17 protein-coding genes and 1 other annotated feature are annotated in these 17,298 nt (G+C 53.8%); of the genes, 4 read left to right on the top strand and 13 right to left on the bottom strand.

Annotation, left to right across the window (positions count from 1 at the left end):
* Nucleotides 1-138: 138 nt before the first annotated feature.
* The 5 genes from F557_RS19200 to F557_RS0107170 form a co-directional block, all read right to left on the bottom strand.
* On the bottom strand, nt 139-447 hold the full coding sequence (locus tag F557_RS19200) for an STAS domain-containing protein (RefSeq protein WP_019001555.1): 309 nt from the start codon (nt 445-447) through the stop codon (nt 139-141).
* Nucleotides 448-471: 24 nt separating this feature from the next.
* On the bottom strand, nt 472-1,131 hold the full coding sequence (locus F557_RS0107145; RefSeq protein ID WP_019001556.1) for an MlaC/ttg2D family ABC transporter substrate-binding protein: 660 nt from the start codon (nt 1,129-1,131) through the stop codon (nt 472-474).
* A gap of 486 nt (nt 1,132-1,617) precedes the next feature.
* Nucleotides 1,618-2,130, bottom strand: coding sequence for an outer membrane lipid asymmetry maintenance protein MlaD (mlaD, locus tag F557_RS0107160; protein ID WP_019001559.1), 513 nt, complete (start codon nt 2,128-2,130; stop codon nt 1,618-1,620).
* An 11-nt stretch (nt 2,131-2,141) separates the two neighbouring features.
* Complete coding sequence (gene mlaE, locus F557_RS0107165) at nt 2,142-2,915, bottom strand: lipid asymmetry maintenance ABC transporter permease subunit MlaE (RefSeq protein WP_019001560.1); 774 nt, start codon at nt 2,913-2,915, stop codon at nt 2,142-2,144.
* The gene (locus tag F557_RS0107170; RefSeq protein WP_019001561.1) at nt 2,915-3,703 is read right to left on the bottom strand and encodes an ATP-binding cassette domain-containing protein; all 789 of its coding nucleotides are present in this window, start codon (nt 3,701-3,703) and stop codon (nt 2,915-2,917) included. The genes mlaE and F557_RS0107170 overlap by 1 nt, the downstream gene beginning before the upstream one ends.
* A gap of 425 nt (nt 3,704-4,128) precedes the next feature.
* Between F557_RS0107170 and F557_RS0107180 the strand changes: the two genes are divergently transcribed.
* Genes F557_RS0107180 through F557_RS0107195 form a run of 4 tightly spaced genes read left to right on the top strand, consistent with a single transcriptional unit; the run spans nt 4,129 to nt 9,072 of the window.
* On the top strand, nt 4,129-4,911 hold the full coding sequence (locus tag F557_RS0107180; RefSeq protein ID WP_019001563.1) for a hypothetical protein: 783 nt from the start codon (nt 4,129-4,131) through the stop codon (nt 4,909-4,911).
* Between the two features lies 1 nt (nt 4,912).
* Nucleotides 4,913-6,952: a UvrD-helicase domain-containing protein gene (locus F557_RS0107185; protein WP_019001564.1), complete on the top strand. Its 2,040-nt coding sequence runs from the start codon at nt 4,913-4,915 to the stop codon at nt 6,950-6,952.
* Nucleotides 6,953-6,989: 37 nt separating this feature from the next.
* A complete protein-coding gene (locus F557_RS22210) occupies nt 6,990-8,429 on the top strand; it encodes a tetratricopeptide repeat protein (RefSeq protein WP_169335174.1) in 1,440 nt (479 codons plus the stop codon).
* 58 nt (nt 8,430-8,487) lie between these two features.
* Nucleotides 8,488-9,072: a DUF6273 domain-containing protein gene (locus tag F557_RS0107195; protein ID WP_019001566.1), complete on the top strand. Its 585-nt coding sequence runs from the start codon at nt 8,488-8,490 to the stop codon at nt 9,070-9,072.
* Nucleotides 9,073-9,247: 175 nt separating this feature from the next.
* Here F557_RS0107195 and F557_RS0107200 read toward each other — a convergent pair whose 3' ends face one another.
* The 8 genes from F557_RS0107200 to hisG are packed head-to-tail and all read right to left on the bottom strand — an operon-like array spanning nt 9,248 to nt 16,384.
* Complete coding sequence (locus F557_RS0107200) at nt 9,248-9,715, bottom strand: phosphoribosyl-AMP cyclohydrolase (RefSeq protein WP_084761592.1); 468 nt, start codon at nt 9,713-9,715, stop codon at nt 9,248-9,250.
* A gap of 55 nt (nt 9,716-9,770) precedes the next feature.
* Nucleotides 9,771-10,544, bottom strand: a complete 774-nt coding sequence (gene hisF / locus F557_RS0107205; RefSeq protein WP_019001568.1) for an imidazole glycerol phosphate synthase subunit HisF — start codon at nt 10,542-10,544, stop codon at nt 9,771-9,773.
* Nucleotides 10,526-11,266: a 1-(5-phosphoribosyl)-5-[(5-phosphoribosylamino)methylideneamino]imidazole-4-carboxamide isomerase gene (gene hisA, locus F557_RS0107210; RefSeq protein WP_019001569.1), complete on the bottom strand. Its 741-nt coding sequence runs from the start codon at nt 11,264-11,266 to the stop codon at nt 10,526-10,528. Before hisA ends, hisF begins: the two co-directional genes overlap by 19 nt.
* 12 nt (nt 11,267-11,278) lie before the next feature.
* Nucleotides 11,279-11,902 carry an imidazole glycerol phosphate synthase subunit HisH gene (hisH, locus tag F557_RS22645; protein ID WP_019001570.1) on the bottom strand — a complete coding sequence of 208 codons (624 nt, stop codon included), beginning with the start codon at nt 11,900-11,902 and terminating at the stop codon, nt 11,279-11,281.
* A complete protein-coding gene (gene hisB, locus F557_RS22650) occupies nt 11,903-13,018 on the bottom strand; it encodes a bifunctional histidinol-phosphatase/imidazoleglycerol-phosphate dehydratase HisB (protein WP_019001571.1) in 1,116 nt (371 codons plus the stop codon).
* A gap of 50 nt (nt 13,019-13,068) precedes the next feature.
* Nucleotides 13,069-14,151: a histidinol-phosphate transaminase gene (gene hisC / locus F557_RS0107225; protein WP_019001572.1), complete on the bottom strand. Its 1,083-nt coding sequence runs from the start codon at nt 14,149-14,151 to the stop codon at nt 13,069-13,071.
* A gap of 12 nt (nt 14,152-14,163) precedes the next feature.
* Entirely contained in the window at nt 14,164-15,465 is a 1,302-nt protein-coding gene (gene hisD, locus F557_RS0107230) for a histidinol dehydrogenase (RefSeq protein WP_019001573.1), read from the bottom strand.
* A 19-nt stretch (nt 15,466-15,484) separates the two neighbouring features.
* Nucleotides 15,485-16,384, bottom strand: coding sequence for an ATP phosphoribosyltransferase (gene hisG, locus F557_RS0107235; protein WP_019001574.1), 900 nt, complete (start codon nt 16,382-16,384; stop codon nt 15,485-15,487).
* A 20-nt stretch (nt 16,385-16,404) separates the two neighbouring features.
* Nucleotides 16,405-16,536, bottom strand: a sequence feature (His leader region).
* Between the last annotated feature and the right edge of the window lie 762 nt (nt 16,537-17,298).

Consider the following 17,298-nt stretch of genomic DNA (forward strand, 5'->3'; position numbering starts at 1 on the left):
CTCACTTATCATTTAGTACAGAACTTCCAGTTATCAGCAAGGGCCTCAGAATCAGAATTCATTCGAAAAGAAAAGCCATGCAAAGACCTCAGCATGGCTTTTTCTGTGGAATTACGTGAAGGCCCCCGCTATGGTTCTCTATGCCGGTTTCTGTTCCTGCGGTTCCCTTTCCGGAGCATCGTCCGGCTCCTGATTTCCGGTCCGGAACTCAAACAGGGGTTCAGTCCGAAACAGGTGCATGAGCTTCACGGCATCTTCAGGCATGTTGGTAACGGCCAGCTTTCCGGAAGGAGTGTTTTTGGCCCAAAGCACCAGGAATGCCGCTCCGGCGGAATCCACACTGGTAACCTGGCTGAGATCAGCCTCCTCAGTTTTGAAAAGGCTGTCCTTGCGTTCCCACAGCGTTTCCACGCTGTCCCGATTCAGTTTTCCCGAAAGCTTTTCCATAAAAAACCTTATATACCTGTTCTGCTACTTGTTCATGGTATCGGCTACGTGCTTGTCCAGAATCCGGCATACCTCACTGATCCCCTTGTCGCGGATAAGTCCGGAAAGCTCGGATTGCTTGGCACTTAGCAGGGAAATGCCTTCTGCCACCATGTCATAGGCTTTCCAGGTGCCGTTTTTGGGGTTAAGACGCATTTTGAAGATCACTTCCACGTCCTCAGCGCCGGGGGCGGAGATCGTAACCTTGACGGAGGTAATCTTGTCGGTTATCGGTTCCGGATCCTGTACTCTGATGGTCTGGTTGGTGTATTTCTTGAGAGCATCAGCATAAGTGGCCACGATGTAGTTGGTAAAAGAGCTTGTAAAGGCCTCTCTTTCTTCCTTGGTGGTGTTTTTCAGATTGCTTCCGATCACCTTGAAGGAAGAGTATTTGTTGTCAATATATGGCAGCAGATCCTTGGTGATTATGGCCCGGGCTTTTTCGGTAGTCATGGGGGGCGTCGTGTTTTTGAGATCCTGGAATACGTTGTCGGCTAGCACCTTCATCATGGTATAGGGGTTTGTGGTGTCAACCTGTTGCTCGGCTGCTTCGGCAGTTCCTGACATGGTGACGGGAACGGTAAAGGCAACGGCAGTTGCAATCATAAATACAGAAGCCAGCTTTTTGATTGAATTGAATGTCATGTTTCTTCCCTGGAATATATGTGTATAGCCATCTGCTGTCAGACGGTACTATTTTGACAGCTTTTTCCGGATTTTGTTTTACAAAATATGATTTTTTTTTTCAGAAAGACAGATTTTCCGGTAATGCGGTGCTTTTTTATCCAACAGTCACTGAGAATCCTGTAGCTGTTCTGGAGCCCGCACCTGGCTTCGCTTATAGCTGAAGACGAGAGGGCGCTGTTTGGTCCGAGCTGCAAAAGTAAGTCATGTGCCGTCAGTGTCTCGTCTGTCAGATACTTTTATGTTTCTAAAGCCTCTTTTCTGAAGTGCTGTTTCTCATTGTCTGTCTGATTTCGTTACTTCCTGCGCTGTCGCCATTAAGGTGTCTCCGGTCTCTGCTATTCTTCATGGCCGGGAGATTCTGCACGGGACGCTTGAAACAGGAGACTCGCGGCTTTGAGTCTTTCCCGGCTGAGGTTGCCCCCTCCGGAGATCCATTCCGGAAGATTACTTATCGGAGGAGTCAGCATCGGAATCGCTGCTGCCGTCTCCCTTTACGCTGTACAGGAACTTTCCGATAAGCTCCTCAAGAACAATGGCAGATCCGGTATCCATGATCCGATCCCCGTCCTTCAGATAGGTCGAGCCCATGTCCTCGTCGTAAAAGCCCGGGGTAATCCCGATGTACTGTTCCCCGATAAGCCCGGCGGTAAGCACCGATGCCTTGCTTTCGCTGGAAAGCTCGTTGTACCGGGATTCGATCTCCATCTTTACTACCGGAACCAGCTTCTCCCGATCCACATAAATGGAGGATACCCGGCCGATAACCACGCCGCCGATTTTCACCGGAGCTCGCACCTTGAGGGAACCCACGTTGTCAAAATAGCCGTAAACGGTATAGACACCGGTATCATAGGACAGGGTAAGGCCGGCCACCTTCAAAGCAAGAATCACTCCTGCAATGATGCCCAGCAGCATGAAAAGCCCGACAGTGAATTCAGTTTTGCTGTATTTAACCATATTATGTAACCTTAGAACATCAAAGCAGTAAGAATAAAGTCCAGTCCCAGCACAGCCAGAGATGACTGTACCACGGTATTGGTGGTGGCCTTGCTGATTCCGGCCGAGGTAGGCACGAGATCGTAGCCGTTAAAAAGGGCGATCCAGGTGACCACTACTGCAAAGACCACGCTTTTAATAAAGCACATGCCGAGGTCGTCCCAGAAATCCACGTTGCTCTGCATACCGCTCCAGAAGATTCCGTCGTCAACCCCCAGCCAGTCCACGCCCACCAGCTTGCCGCCGTAGATGCCCACAACCGTGAAAATGGTCGCCAGTATCGGCAGGGAAATCACCCCGGCCCAGAAGCGCGGAGCAATAACCCGGCGGAGAGGATCCACAGCCATCATTTCCATGGAGGTCAGCTGCTCCGTGGCCTTTTTAAGTCCGATTTCAGCAGTCAGTGCAGACCCGGCGCGTCCTGCAAAGAGCAGTGCGGCCACCACCGGTCCCAGCTCGCGGATAATGGAGAGGGCTACCAGCTGGCCCAGGGCTCCTTCGGCCATGAAGCGTACCAGAACGTTAAAGCCCTGAAGTCCCAGTACCATGCCGATGAAGAGTCCGGAGATGGCAATGATGCTGATGGACTGCACGCCCACTACATAAAGCTGCTGAATGAGCTGCGGAAAATTCTTGTCGAACTGGGGCTTTCCGAAAATGGAATAAAAAAGCATGATGGTGGCCCGGCCCAGGGCATTAATCTTTCTGACTCCGAACCGGCCGATTCCGGAAATGAAATTTATCATCACAAGGCCTCAAGATATGGTGTTTCGGCAGGATAGTTAAAGGGTACCGGCCCGTCGAATTCGCCGTTTATGAACTGTTTTATGCGAGGATCGCTGCTTCTTTTCAGATCGAACGGGGTGCCGCTTCCGATAACCTTGCCGCCGGAGAAAATATAAAGGTAGTCGGCGATTTCCATGATCTCGGGAACGTCATGGGTAACTACCACCGAAGTCAGTCCCAGGGTATCGTTCATTTTCTTTATCAGCCGCACCAGAACATCCATAGTGATGGGATCCTGTCCCACAAAGGGCTCATCGTACATGATAAGCTCGGGATCCAGGGCTATGGCCCGGGCCAGGGCAGCTCTTCTGGCCATGCCGCCGGAAAGCTCCTGGGGCATGAGATCCCGGGCTCCCCGGAGTCCTACCGCCTCCAGTTTCATCAGCACCATGGCATTGATGATTTCCGGGGGGAGATCAGTATGCTCCCGGATAGGGAAGGCCACGTTATCAAAAACATTCATGTCAGTAAAAAGAGCACCGCTTTGAAACAGCATGCTCATGCGCTTCCGGAGTTCGTAGAGATCACCCCGGTTCAGACTGTGAACGTTGATTCCGTCAAAGAATATCTGCCCCTCGTCAGGAGCCAGCTGTCCGCCGATAAGCCTGAGCATGGTGGTTTTACCGGTGCCGCTGGGGCCGAGAAAGGCGGTGATTTTTCCTTTTTCCACGGTCAGTGAGACGTCGTCGTAGATCCTTCGGGCCCCGTAGGAAAAGGTAACATTCTTTATTTCTATTAAGTCAGTCATTAAAAACTCTGGTAAACAAAATCTTCTGCAATTATAGCACTCCTGAAGCAGTGATATATGACCATGTGTCATAATTGACGGCTTTTGCAGCAAATCTGCCATTGCTGGATGATCCTAAGAAAAACTCCCGGCTGTTACGTAAGTCATGCAGAGTATCTTATGTGCTGCTACGGCAATCTTTTCCAGAAAAAACTCTCCTGCTCTCTGCCATATCACAGCCCCCCGCGAATTCTGATAATGTGGTATGATAATCTTGACGATGCCGCCCCTGACGAACATTCACCTTTACGGCGTTTTCCGGATCTCAGACAGCATCCGGCGGCACGGACCGGAACATGATATCGCCGACGGTTTACAGCCCTGTTTTATAGTGACCAGGCTGCTAAGGACACGGGCAGCCGCCACGGATTAGCAAGAGGAAATCAATGTCAGAAGAAAACCGGCACGACCAAGATGAGCGGGATAGCAACAATAATAATATCAGCGCTGATAACGAAGAGAGTTTGGGCTTTGATTCCGGCAATCCTGAAAATCCCGCGAATCCTGGCAGCCCCGACGGTATGAGATTTGAGTTCCGGGTTAATGTCCCCGAGTCCGAGCTGGACAGAATGGCTGGTGCTCACCGTGCTGCAGCCATCAGGACGGCAGTGATTTCTGCGGTACTGCTCATGACTACGGTAATACTTCCGTCATTCTCCGACGAGGAAATGACTTTTCCCGCTGCCATGCTTTTCTGGTTTGTCCTGGTGCTTACCGCAACCAGAACCATTGTTTCCATAAAGGACTTTCTTCAGGATCGGGAATACTTTGTGCAGAATGTGGTCATCTCCTCACTGCTGTCCCCTCCGGATGAGGCTGGTGACGGTACCGGAGCTGATGGCAATCCGGAAAGGTCCGCGGCACTCCGGGAGGTCCGGCTGAAGTTTCTGGAGACTTTCAGAATCCGCTTTCTCAAAACCAGAATCTTTCATTTTATGATTATGCTGCTGGCGGTATCCGGCACTGCCTATTTCGGAAACTTTATTATCAGGAACGGCTTTTCTTCGCTGTCTTCTTTAAAGAGCATTCTGGTAGCGCTCTCCTTCACGCTGCTGTTTCTGCTGGCCATGCGTACTATGTACCTGAGCTGCATTCTCACCAGAGAAGCCTTTTTCCGGATGGCGACATCGAGCATGACCATCAGATCCGGCAAAAACTCCGAGTTCTGACATGAAACTGAATGCCGCGCAGCTGGAGGCTGTGAACTATATCGGAGGTCCTTGTCTGGTGCTGGCCGGAGCCGGTTCCGGAAAAACCCGGGTTATTACCCAGAAGATCGTCCATCTCATCTCGGAGTGCTCCTATTCCGCAAGAAATATCTGCGCCGTAACCTTTACCAACAAGGCGGCCAAGGAAATGAAGGAGCGAATTTCCGCCGCGCTTTCTCCTGACGTAATCAAAGGCCTCCGGGTCTCTACCTTCCATTCTCTGGGACTGGAGATTATCCGTCATGAGTACTATTCTCTGGGGATTTCGCCAAACTTTTCCCTGTTTGACGAATACGACTCCATGAGCGTCATGAAGGAGATTATTGAAAAAGCCCAGGGGGATCTCTCCAAGGACGAGCTTAAAAACAAGTGCATTTACTGGCTCGGTGCCGTGTCCCGTTTCAAGAACGATCTCCGCTCCCCGGAGGAAATTCTGGAGGATCGGGATCCCGAAAGCCAGATCGCCGGACTCATCTACAGCGAATACCAGCATATGATGAATTCCTGCAACGCCATAGATTTTGACGACCTTATCTACAGAACTGTCAGGCTGTTCCGGAGCAATCAGGATGTGCTGACCCGCTGGAGAAGCCGCATCCGCTATCTTCTGGTGGATGAATACCAGGACACCAATCAGAGTCAGTACGAGCTTATCCGCCTTCTGGTATCCGAGAACCAGCGCTTCACGGTAGTGGGGGACGACGACCAGTCTATTTATTCCTGGCGGGGGGCCCAGCCGGAGAACATTCCCAGACTCCGGAAGGATTTTCCCAATCTCCGGGTGATTATGCTGGAGGAGAACTACCGTTCCTGCGGCCGGATCCTGAAATGTGCCAACGCTCTTATCGCTCACAATCCCCATGAATATATCAAGAAGCTTCATTCGGGACTGGAGTTCGGAAAGCCTATCCGGGTTATCGAGATCCCGAAGGCGGATCAGGAGGGCAAAAAGCTGGTTACGGATCTTCTGGGGCATCATTACCGCTACCGGACACGGTTTCAGGACTATGCCGTGCTCTACCGGGGCAATTATCAGTCCCGGGAGATTCAGAAGGCGCTGGCCGAAAGCAATATTCCCTACCGGGTCATCGGCGGCACCAGCTTTTTTGCGCTTTCTGAGATCAAGGATTTTATGTGCTATCTCCGGGTACTGGTAAACGACGATGATAACCGGGCCTTTCTGAGGATTATCAACACCCCCAGGCGGGAGATTGGCGCTGTAGCCCTGGAGCATATCGGGAAGTTTGCGGAGAGCTGCAGTATTTCCCTTATGCAGGCGTGTATGGATCCCCGGCTTCGGGAGAATATTCCCGCCCGGGAGGCTGGCAAGTTCATGGGCTTTGCGGAGCTGGTCATGAAACTCCGGAAGGATCTTTCCGGAAGTCATGCCCATGAGATCCTCCGCGCTCTTCCGGATACTCTGGGATATACCGACTGGCTGCGTACTGATTCCGGAAGCGAAAAGAGTGCGGAATTTCGCATTGACAATGTAATGACCCTGGTAGACTGGGTGGAACGGTCCATGAGCGGCGGACCTGACAGTGACGACGGTCCACTGTCCTTCGAGGAGGCGGTAACCCGCATGGCGCTCCGGGAGCTTCTGGACCGTGAGGAGCAGGACTTTGAACTTGATGAGGTGCAGCTTATGACGCTGCATTCCTCCAAAGGACTGGAATTTCCCTTTGTCTACATGATTGGAATGGAGGAGGGGCTGCTTCCCCACAAATCCGCCGTGGAGACCGGAAATGTAGAGGAGGAGCGGCGTCTGGCCTATGTGGGCATGACCCGGGCCCGGCAGGAGCTGACCTTTATGCTCTGTCAGGAACGGAAAAGCCGGGATCAGCGGGATCGGGTATGCCCGGAACCCAGCAGATTCCTGAAGGAGCTTCCGGCGGAGGATCTGGACTGGAAGGAGAACGGCAGTCTCATGACCAGGCAGGAGCGTTCCGATATGCTGGATGCGTTTTTTAAGGATGCCCAGGCTTTTTTGGACCGTCAGTAGGCAGCGTCCTACGCCGGAGAAAATGAGGAGCTCCCCTGTGCGGCGGACAGATCTGGCAGCCAGTGGAAAGGGGCGCGAGTGGAGAGGCAATGTCATGAAATACCGGTATTTAATAGTAGCTCTGGGGTTTCTGGCGGCAGGAACGGCTGCGGCGGCAGAGTCCCCCTTGACGGACTGTCAGAAATCCGTTCAGGAAGGGGATTATCAGAATGCCGTCCGGGCCTGTCTTACTGATTGCGAGAACGGTACCGGAGCAGCCTGTTTCAATATGGGAGCCATTCATGGAGACGGGCTCGGGGTTCCGCAGGATTATACCAGGGCCCGCAGCTTTTTTGAAAAGGGCTGCAATCTCGGAAACGGGGACTCCTGCGCCAGTCTGGGATCTATTTATGAATCCGGTAGCGGGATTCCTCAGGACTATGCCGTAGCCCGGTCTTTTTATCAGAAGGCCTGCGAATTCAATGACGGTTCGGGGTGTTCCAGTCTGGCACTGCTCCACATTCAGGGGCTGGGGACGGATCAGGATTATGCCACAGCCCGGAAATATCTGGAAAAATCCTGTTCTCTTAGTGACGGAGACGGCTGTGCCAACCTGGGGATTGCGTACAGTAACGGGCATGGGGGGATTCAGGATCCCCGGAAGGCCGCGGAGCTTTTCGAAAAAGCCTGCGAAATGAAGAGCAGTTTGGGCTGTGCCGGACTGGCACTTGTTTTTGAAAACGGTCAGGGCCGGGATCAGGATTATAAGAAGGCCCGGAAATATTACCGGCTGTCCTGCAATTACGGCCGGGGAGACAGCTGCGCCAGTCTGGCCGTTCTTTTTGAAAACGGCAGCGGTGGAAAGAAGGATCTCCGTCAGGCGGTGCTGTATGCCGATAAGGGCTGCAGCTACGGCTCCGGCAAGTCCTGTGCTTTTTTGGGCTATCTCAATTATAACGGTCTCGGAACAGACCGGGATAGCTGGAAGGCTGCCGCATTTTATGACCGGGCCTGCAGTCTGAATGCGGGGGACGGCTGTTTCAGCCTGGGGCTGATGTTTTCCGGTATCGGCAATTCCGAGGCGTATTTTTTCCGGAAAGCCGGGGATCTGTACGACCGGGCCTGCAGCCTGGGGGACTACCGCGGCTGTGTCAATCTGGGAGCGCTCTATTATGACGGCAAGGGAATGCCGCAGGATTTCGAGAAGGCACTGGGGTATTACGATCTGGCCTGCAACGCCGGGGTAGCTCTGGGCTGTGCCAATATCGGCGGCTACTATGCCACCCGGGAGGATTACGGAAATGCGGCGGGAGCCTACGATAAGGCCTGCAGTTTGGATGACGGCGGAGCCTGCTTTATTCTGGCCGGCTTTTATGCGGACGGAAAAGCGAATTCTCCGGAAGGCCGCAATGCTGCGGACTATTATCGCCGGGCCTGCGAGCTTGGGGTTTCAGAAAGCTGTCAGGATAACGGTTCCGGAGTGGAACAGCCGCAGTAGTTTTGACCCCGGGAGGCCGGAGATTCAGGACGGGGCCATTTGAGACAGGAGTTCCGGTATGGGATTTTCAGATGAAGCATGGGGCGGCGGCGGAGTGGCCCGCGGAAGCACAGTTACTCTGGGACGGTATCGCTGGAAAGGAAATCCCGGGGGAGAGCCTCTTTCCTGGACTGCTCTCTGGTCAGACAGCGGGGAAACCCTGGTGGTCAGTGCCGTCGGAGTGGCCTTTCGTCCTTTAGATGATACAGACAGAAATGATTTAACCTGGGAGAACTCCTCGCTCCGGGCCTGGCTGAATACTGATTTCTATAACGAAACTTTTTCTGACGCAGAAAAGCTCCGCATTCTCGAAAAACCGCTGGGCGGAACATCACCGGTGCTGCGGGATCGGGTTTTCTGTCTCAGCTCCGCGATGGTTCTCATGTGGTTTGGCGGAGAACTGGATCGAAAATGCCCCCGGGCTTCATGGCTTTCGGAAAATGCGGAAAACAGCAGCTGTTACGGGACCTGGTGGCTGCGCACCCCCGGAGCTTTTCCCGGCAGCATGGCCAGAGTGAATTCTCTGGGGGAGCTTGACTCGTACGGCTACCGGGCTGGTGCTGCCGGGGTACTGGTAAGACCGGCATTGTGGCTGGGAGGCTGAAGCCCGCGTTTTTCTCCTGCGGGGCGCCGGACAGAGGTCTGAATGCCGGGAGCGGCAGCACTTGCCGTTCACGTCCCGCCTTTCAAAAACAATCCCCGGATTTGGCCGTAATGACTGCGGCTTTTTCCGGGGATTCTTCTCTTTTAAAACCTGAACAGTATGAGAGGGCGGTTTCTTACTGCCGGAACATGCCGTCAATGTCTCTCAGCCGGATTCCCTTTCGCTGCAGGGCTCCCATTACCGCCTTGAGGAGCAGAGCGCCGTTTTCCGGAGTGGCCGCAGCTTCAAAGGCAGCAACAGCATCCGGAAGCGGAGTTTCGGGATCCCGCAGTGCGTCGTAAAGCGAGATATTGGCCGCATCCAAAGGAAGATGCCCGTCAAAGCAGCTGGCATTTCCCAGATGGCAGGTGGGTCCTACGGGATCCGCTGCAATCAGCAGGCAGTCGGAATCGCAGTCCGTGGTGATGGCCTTCAGATTCAGGTAGTGCCGGGATTCCTCGCCTTTGGTCCAGAGGCGTTTTTTGGTGCGGCTCCAGAAGGTTACCTTTCCGAGCGCGATGGTCTTTTTCAGGGCTTCCCGGTTCATAAAGCCCTGCATAAGTACCAGTCCGGAGCGGTAGTTCTGTACAATAACCGGAATCATTCCCTGGCACTTTTCCCAGTCCAGAGAGTCAATGTCGAAGTTAAGATTATACTTGTCAGTCACGGACGGTTACTCCTTCTTTTCTGAGGTATTCCCGGAGATCCGGGATATGAATGAGGCCCTTGTGGAACACCGAAGCAGCAAGACAGCCGTCCGTATTGGCAATTTTGAAGCCGTCACGGAAGTGTTCCATGGCTCCGGCTCCGCCCGAGGCTATAAGCGGAACCCGGCAGAGGGAGCGGATCAGCCTGAGCTGTTCCAGATCATAGCCGTTTCTCATGCCGTCCTGATTCATCATGTTCAGCACGATTTCCCCGGCGCCTCTTTTCTGAACCTCGGTAACCCATTCCGGGGTGGTCCATTTGGTCACGAGAGTGCGGGATTCATCTCCGGTATACTGCTTGACCCAGTATTTTCCGGTTTCCCGGTCATAGTAGGAATCAATGCCGCACACCACGCACTGCACTCCGAACTTGTCGGCCAGCCGGGTGATAAGATCCGGATCTGCCAGTGCCGGGGAGTTTATCGAAATCTTGTCAGCTCCGAACTCCAGGATACGGCGGGCATCCTCCACGCTTTTGATCCCTCCGGCCACGCAGAAGGGAATGTCAATGACTTCAGCCACTCTTCTGACCCAGCTTTTATCCACTACCCGGGAGTCGGAGGAGGCGGTGATATCATAGAATACCAGCTCGTCAGCACCTTCCTCGGCATAGCGTCTTGCCAGATCCACGATGTCTCCCATTACCTCGTGGTTGCGGAACTGCACGCCCTTGACAACCACTCCGTTTTTAACATCAAGACACGGTATTATGCGTTTGGCCAGCATTCCAGGGCCTCCTTGACAGTGAATTTTCCTTCCAAAAGAGCTCTTCCCAGTACCACGCCGAAGGCGCCGCTTTGAGCGGTGTTTCTGACATCATCCAGGGATCCGATACCGCCGGAGGCGATAAAGGAGATGTCCGGGAACTCCCGATGGAGATCTGTGTAAAGTGCCACGTTGGTTCCCTTGAGAGTGCCGTCCTTGCTGATATCGGTGCAGAGCACATAACGGAGTCCGGCCTCCCGGTAATCGGCAATAAGATCCTCGATGGTAACGCCGCTGTTCTCCTGCCAGCCCTTTACAGCAATGAATCTTTTGCCGGAGACGGGATCAATGTTGATGTCCAGAGCCAGTACGATATGAGAGGCTCCGTAGTCCCGGAACCATTCCTTTACCTCAGTGGGGTTCTTTACAGCGCAGGATCCGATTACCACACGATCCGCTCCGATATTCAGAAGATCCTCCACATCCTTTCTGCTGCGGATGCCGCCCCCGATTTCCACAGGAACCGGAGTGTTTTTAATGAGGGAGGCAATGGTTTCCAGCTGTCTTGCGGCGGGATCCCGGGCGCCGTCCAGGTCAACCAGATGGAGATACCGGGCTCCCTCGCTGACATACAGATCAAAACGATCCTGCGGACTGGCGCTGTACTCGGTTTTCTGTGCATAATCTCCCTGAAACAGACGGACTACCTTGCCGCCTATAAGATCAATTGCCGGGATAATCATGAAGTCTCTCTCCTAAAGGTTTAAAAAATTGTTCAAGAGCCGGGCGCCAATCTTACCGGACTTTTCCGGATGGAACTGGGTTCCGAAGAAATTGTCCTTCTGCACCACGGCCGTGAATTTTTCGCCGTACTCCGTGACCGCCAGAGTGTCCGCACAGACGTTCATGGCATAGGAATGCACGAAATAGAAATACGAATTGTCGGGAATGTCCTTAAAAAGCGGAGATTCCCGGACACAGGAAACCTGATCCCAGCCCATGTGGGGGAGGGGGAGATCTCCGGTCTTCATGAGTCCGACCCGGCCGTTTACCAGTCCGAGACAGGATACCGGCACAGTCTCTCCGGAGTCTCCGGTCATGTTTTCCTGCGATTCAATTCCCAGCATCTGCATGCCGAGACAGATTCCCAGCACCGGCTGGGTGAGAGATCTGATAAGCTCCGGAAGCTGTCTTTCCTCAAGAAGCTTCATGGCAGCGCTGGCCGTCCCCACTCCGGGGAGGATCAGTCTGGCCGATTCTCTGATGGTCTTTTCATCAGTGGAAATTACGGGATCCGCTCCCAGGTGCCGGAGTGCAATAACCACGGAGGTAAGATTAGCGCTGCCGGTATCAATTACGGTAATTTTCTGATTCTGCATTTAAAGTACTCCCTTGGTGGACGGCAGATCGTGTCCTTCCCTGCGGAGAGCTGTCCTGAGAGCTCTTCCGAAGCCCTTGAACAGCGCCTCTACCTGATGATGGGTATTGCCTTTGGTTACCGAAAGGTGCAGGGTAAGCCCCATGGCGCAGGCGAGACTGTGGAAAAAATGGGGCACCATTTCAGTGGGAAGTCCGCCCACGACCTCTCTCTGGAAATCGGCATTGCAGGAAAATACTGCGTAGGGCCGTCCCGAGATATCCAGTGCGCAGGTGACCTCGTGATTGGTGATGGAGTCATCAGGAAGTCCCTCAATTTTGGAGGCTACCTCGTCCATGGCCAGCACGAAACCGAAGCGTCCGATGCCGCGCTTGTCGCCCAGGGCTTTTTTCAGGGCCTCTCCAAGAGCAATGCCGGTATCCTCCACCGAATGATGCTCATCAACGTTAAGATCCCCGTCGCAATGAAGCTTCAGGGTGAAGTTTCCGTGAGTGGCGATCTGATCCAGCATGTGATCAAAGAAGCCGATGCCGGTGGAGATTTCGCTGTGTCCCGGATGATCCAGATCCACAAATACAGAAATTCTGGTTTCTCTGGTGTTTCTTACCACGGTGGCGGTGCGGGGCTTTGTCAGGATCTCCTCGGCGATTTTCTGCCAGTTATGGGAGCTCCGGTCATAGCGGATACTGTTTATGCCCATGTTTTTTCCCATGGCGGCATCGCTTTCCCGGTCTCCGATAAAATAGCTGTTCTCCGGATCCATGACGCCCGGCTTCAGGTATTCCGTTACGAGACCGGTTTTGGGTTTCCGGCAGGAGCAGTTTTCATGAGGAAAGTGGGGGCAGATAAGTACCTCGTCAAAGGTAATGCCTTCGCTTTCAAAAATGCTCAGCATGAGATTATTGGGGCCCCGGAAGCTTTCCTCGGGGAGGCTGTCAGTTCCGAGACCGTCCTGATTGGTGACGATTACCAGCCGGAAGCCGGCGGCGGAAAGGCTCTTCAGGGCGGAAATTACTCCGGGTTCAAACTTCAGGAGTTCGTAAGAGTCCACCTGTTCGCTGGGCTTGGGTTCGTCAATGAGAGTACCGTCACGGTCGATGAATAAGTATTTCTGCATATGTAAAACTCAAAAGGCGAGTCCGGCCCGCCTCTGTAATGGTTGATTGGTTATTTATCCAGCTCCTTCAGGATCCTGAGCACCTCCTGCATCTCCTGCTCGCTGCCGATGGTGATGCGGATGCAGTCCCGAAGCCGGGGCTTGTCGTTAAAGTCACGGAGAATGACGCCGCGCCGGGCGAATTCTCTGAAGACCTCCTCGCCGTCCCGGAATCTGAAAAGCACGTAATTGGGCTTCGTTCCGAACACCTCTTCGGTGCGGGAGAGCTGTGAAACCTCTTTTATGAAGCTTTCCTTCCGGGCGTTAAGCTCCCGAACTCTGGCCTTCATAATTTCGATGCCGTTTTTCGAGAGAGCCTGTACGGCAATCTGGGCCACGGGATCGCATATCGGGTAGGGATCGATGACCTTGAGCAGGAGTTTCAGCACCTCGGGATTTCCCAGGGCAAAGCCGCACCGGATTCCGGCAAGACCGAAGGCCTTGGACAGGGTTCTGGTGATGACAAGGTGCGGGTTTGCCGGGAGCAGATCCGCGAAGGTGTCCTCCGGACAGAACTCAATGTAGGCCTCATCAGCCACGACGATTGCCCGGCCTCTGGCGGCTTCCAGGATCTCCAGGAGATCCTCCCTCTTTACGGTGTCGCCGGTAGGGTTGTTCGGGGAACACAGAAATACCAGCTTTACGCGGTTTTCCGGGGCGGCCAGGGCTTTGGCGATGGCGGCGGCGTCCGGACTGAAGTCCTCCCGCGGCGGAATTTCCAGTACCCGGGCACCGTTGGTGTCGGCACTCACCCGGTACATGCCGTAGGTGGGAGGGCAGATGATGATGCTGTCCTCGTCAGGTTCGCAGAAGGTTCTGATAAGAAGACCGATGACTTCGTCGCTGCCCCGGGATACCAGAACATTTTCAGGAGAGACGCCGGCGTAGGCGGCATAAGCCTCCAGTACCTCGGCCGGCTGACAGTCCGGATAGCGGTTCAGCTTCTGGGAGCTCATAAGAAAGGCGGAGGCGGAGGGCGCTTCGTTGGCATTGAGGAATGTGTGTCCCTGGCCTCCGATGCGCCGGGCTGACAGGTACGGAGTCAGTCCGCGAACTCTTTTGGTTGCAAGAAGAGAAATATCATCTGATGACATGACGGGAACTCCTTAGCTGTTCTGCTGTTTTTCCAGGGCTTCCATTCTGACGGTTACTGCTCTCTTGTGAGCGGTCAGTCCTTCGGCATCGGCCATTTCAGAAATTGCCGGTGCTATGATTGCCAGTCCTGCGGGGGTAGCCTCCTGCACTGTATATCTCCGGATAAAATCCTGGAGTCCCAGAGAGGAATAGGTTTTGGCATAGCCGTAGGTGGGCAGAGTGTGGTTGGTGCCGCTGGCGTAGTCACCGGCCGATTCCGGGGTAAAGGCTCCGATGAAGATGGATCCGGCATTCCGGATCTTCGGGAGGAGCTCCCGGGGAGCTGCGGTTTCGATAATCAGGTGTTCCGGAGCGTAGATGCAGGCGATTTCGCAGGCCTCGTCCAGATCCCGGCAGACAATGGCAATACTCTTTTCCAGGGCCTTTTCGGCAATGTTTTCCCGCGAGAGGGCCTTAACCTGCTTTTCCACCTCGGCCAGCACTTCGTTTCCGTAGTTGGGGTTGGTAGAAAGCAGCACCACCTGGGAATCCGGTCCGTGCTCGGCCTGGGACAGCAGGTCGGCGGCGGCGAAGGCCGGATCCGCGGTTTCATCAGCAATCACCATTACCTCTGATGGCCCGGCCGGCATGTCTATAGCCGCGCCGCGGAAGTCAGCGGATACCTGCTTCTTGGCCTCGGTAACAAAGGAGTTGCCCGGTCCGAAAATCTTGCTGACCTTGGGTACGGTCTCGGTGCCGTAGGCCATGGCGGCAATAGCCTGGGCTCCGCCGATAGTATAGATGTCGCGGATGCCGCAGAGACCGGCCGCATAGACAATGGCATCGGAAACCGGAGGCGGGGAGCAGAGAACTATCTTCTGGGCTCCGGCAATGCGGGCAGGAACTCCCAGCATGAGAACAGTGCTAACCAGGGGGGCTGAACCTCCGGGAACGTAAAGTCCTACAGGATCGATGGCGTGGGTATGAAGCTCGCAGACCACTCCGGGCTGGGTTTCCACCTTAACCGGGGCAGGCTTCTGTGCCTCGTGGAATTTCCAGAGGTTGTCAAATGACATCCTGAGGGCGTCCCTGAGCTGTGCGGGCACTCTCCCGGCAGCGGCGTCAATTTCGGCATCGGTGAGCTTCAGATGATCCCCGGAAAAGCGATCAAACTTCCGTGAGTATTCCAGAAGGGCACTGTCTCCGCCGTTTCTGATATTGGCAATAATGTCGGCTACCAGCCGGGCCTTTTCTCCGTTGTCGGAGGTGGCGGGGCGGGCCAGAACGTCCTTTCTTTCCTGTTCGGAAAGCTCTGACCAGTTAACGATCTTCATACAACTGCACCTTCCCTGATTATTTCAGCATCTTTTCAATAGGGAGCACCAGAATGGAGCTGGCACCCAGAGCCTTCAGCTTTTCCATGGTTTCCCAGAAGAGGGTTTCGGTGGATACCACATGCATAGCCACATGATTCGGGTTGCCTTCCAGAGTAAGGAGTGTGGGGGATTCGGCTCCCGGAAGCAGGGCGGTGATTTCTTCAACTTTGTCCTTTGGAGCGTGCAGCATGATGTACTTGGAGCCGTGAGCCTGCATCATGCCGTCAATGCGGTTTACCAGGGTGTCGGCGATAAGCTTCTTTTCAGGGAAGAGCTCCTGGTTTCTCTGAATGAGGACGGCCTGGGATCTGTAAACAACCTGCACTTCCTTGAGACCGTTGGCGTCCAGAGTAGCTCCGGAGCTTACCAGATCGCAGATGGCATCGGCCAGACCGGCACGGGGAGCCACTTCAACGGATCCGGTGAGGTGTACAACCTTGAAGCTGACGCCCATACTGTCCAGATAGCGCTTGGTGAGGTTGGGATAGGTGGTGGCGATTTTCAGGCCGTTCAGACTTTCAACTCCCTTCCATTCCTGTTCCACCGGAATGGCAAGGGAAAGCCGGCAGCCGCCGAAATCCAGTTTGCGTACCAGAGTGTAGTCGGTGGGAAGACCGTCCTGCTGGCGTTCCATGCCGATTTCCTCAAGCACGTCCTGGCCGACGATGCCCCAGTCAACCACGTGATCCATTACCAGTCCCGGAATATCGTCATCACGAACGCGCAGAAGGTCGATATCCATATTCTCCACATGAGAGATCAGACGGTCCTCCCGGCTGTTTATCTTGAGACCGCAGCTTTTGAAGAGATCGGTGGTGTCGATGCTCAGTCTGCCTTTCTTCTGCATGGCGATGCGAAATTTCTTGGTAGCACTCATATGATTTACTGTCCTCGTAAATGAAAAAACCCCTGGAAGTCTTTTTCTCTTCCAAGGGCCTCAGAATCGTCTCTACGGCAACTCGCTGGAAGAGCTTTAATCTTCCAGAACTCATCCTCCTGAAAGATTATTTCGGGTGATGATGGTGGTGATGATGAATTGTTGATTGCAGTCTGTATCCGTTCATCTTGTCAATTCCCAGATTGCCTTCTGTTATTGAACGCTATGCATTATACACCATCGCCGGAGGAATGTGGCAAATTTTGAAGACAAAGTCACAAATTTTGATTTTCGTGATTTCCCGGGCTCGCCTTCGGAGGTCTGGTTTGGCTGTGCGATTTTTTGAAGGCTCTGGTACCGCTATGAATGCGCTGCTTTCTGGAAGGCGCAGGCCTTTTGATTATATTCTCAGCCGTAAGCTGTGACCGTTCTGGTGGTTTCCGGGAAAGGAAATCGGTATCATATTTCAAAGTGCGTTTTTTCTGTTCCCGAAATGAGGCTTCAGGTATAAACCGCAGTCCTGTCGAGTTTGGGTATCTGAACTCCATGCCCGGAATTCTGATAAGTACAGAGAAACCGGCGCTGCCGGAAGACAGCTTCTGGAATATGCCAGGGATCCGAAGGCCCGGATTCTTGCGCAGAGTACGACACTGCACCGGACAGTGATTGTTATGAAGGGCTTTGAGCTGGAGTTTTTGGAGGATGTCTGTGGCTAGCAGCCTTTAGGTGATTTTCTGAAATGACTGGCAATCCAGGCAGGTCTGTGCAGTTAAGGTGTAATCGTTTTTTTTTTCTGGTCGTGAATCTGATCTGCGGACAGGATAGCCAGCCTCATGAAGTCTGCGAAGAAAATGAAATGCTGTTTTCAAAGCTCCGGGATGGAAAAGCCGGTGCGCATCATTCCGGAAGCGGAT

Origin of the sequence: Succinimonas amylolytica DSM 2873, assembly GCF_000378405.1 — a bacterium.
GTDB classification, from domain to species: Bacteria; Pseudomonadota; Gammaproteobacteria; order Enterobacterales; family Succinivibrionaceae; genus Succinimonas; species Succinimonas amylolytica.

Excerpts from the sequence above, each read along its gene's own strand:
- F557_RS19200 (WP_019001555.1), bottom strand. The coding sequence starts at position 447 with ATGGAAAAGCTTTCGGGAAAACTGAATCGGGACAGCGTGGAAACGCTG.
- F557_RS0107145 (WP_019001556.1), bottom strand. The coding sequence starts at position 1,131 with ATGACATTCAATTCAATCAAAAAGCTGGCTTCTGTATTTATGATTGCA.
- mlaD (WP_019001559.1), bottom strand. The coding sequence starts at position 2,130 with ATGGTTAAATACAGCAAAACTGAATTCACTGTCGGGCTTTTCATGCTG.
- mlaE (WP_019001560.1), bottom strand. The coding sequence starts at position 2,915 with ATGATAAATTTCATTTCCGGAATCGGCCGGTTCGGAGTCAGAAAGATT.
- F557_RS0107170 (WP_019001561.1), bottom strand. The coding sequence starts at position 3,703 with ATGACTGACTTAATAGAAATAAAGAATGTTACCTTTTCCTACGGGGCC.
- F557_RS0107180 (WP_019001563.1), top strand. The coding sequence starts at position 4,129 with ATGTCAGAAGAAAACCGGCACGACCAAGATGAGCGGGATAGCAACAAT.
- F557_RS0107185 (WP_019001564.1), top strand. The coding sequence starts at position 4,913 with ATGAAACTGAATGCCGCGCAGCTGGAGGCTGTGAACTATATCGGAGGT.
- F557_RS0107195 (WP_019001566.1), top strand. The coding sequence starts at position 8,488 with ATGGGATTTTCAGATGAAGCATGGGGCGGCGGCGGAGTGGCCCGCGGA.
- F557_RS0107200 (WP_084761592.1), bottom strand. The coding sequence starts at position 9,715 with ATGATTCCGGTTATTGTACAGAACTACCGCTCCGGACTGGTACTTATG.
- hisF (WP_019001568.1), bottom strand. The coding sequence starts at position 10,544 with ATGCTGGCCAAACGCATAATACCGTGTCTTGATGTTAAAAACGGAGTG.
- hisA (WP_019001569.1), bottom strand. The coding sequence starts at position 11,266 with ATGATTATCCCGGCAATTGATCTTATAGGCGGCAAGGTAGTCCGTCTG.
- hisH (WP_019001570.1), bottom strand. The coding sequence starts at position 11,902 with ATGCAGAATCAGAAAATTACCGTAATTGATACCGGCAGCGCTAATCTT.
- hisB (WP_019001571.1), bottom strand. The coding sequence starts at position 13,018 with ATGCAGAAATACTTATTCATCGACCGTGACGGTACTCTCATTGACGAA.
- hisC (WP_019001572.1), bottom strand. The coding sequence starts at position 14,151 with ATGTCATCAGATGATATTTCTCTTCTTGCAACCAAAAGAGTTCGCGGA.
- hisD (WP_019001573.1), bottom strand. The coding sequence starts at position 15,465 with ATGAAGATCGTTAACTGGTCAGAGCTTTCCGAACAGGAAAGAAAGGAC.
- hisG (WP_019001574.1), bottom strand. The coding sequence starts at position 16,384 with ATGAGTGCTACCAAGAAATTTCGCATCGCCATGCAGAAGAAAGGCAGA.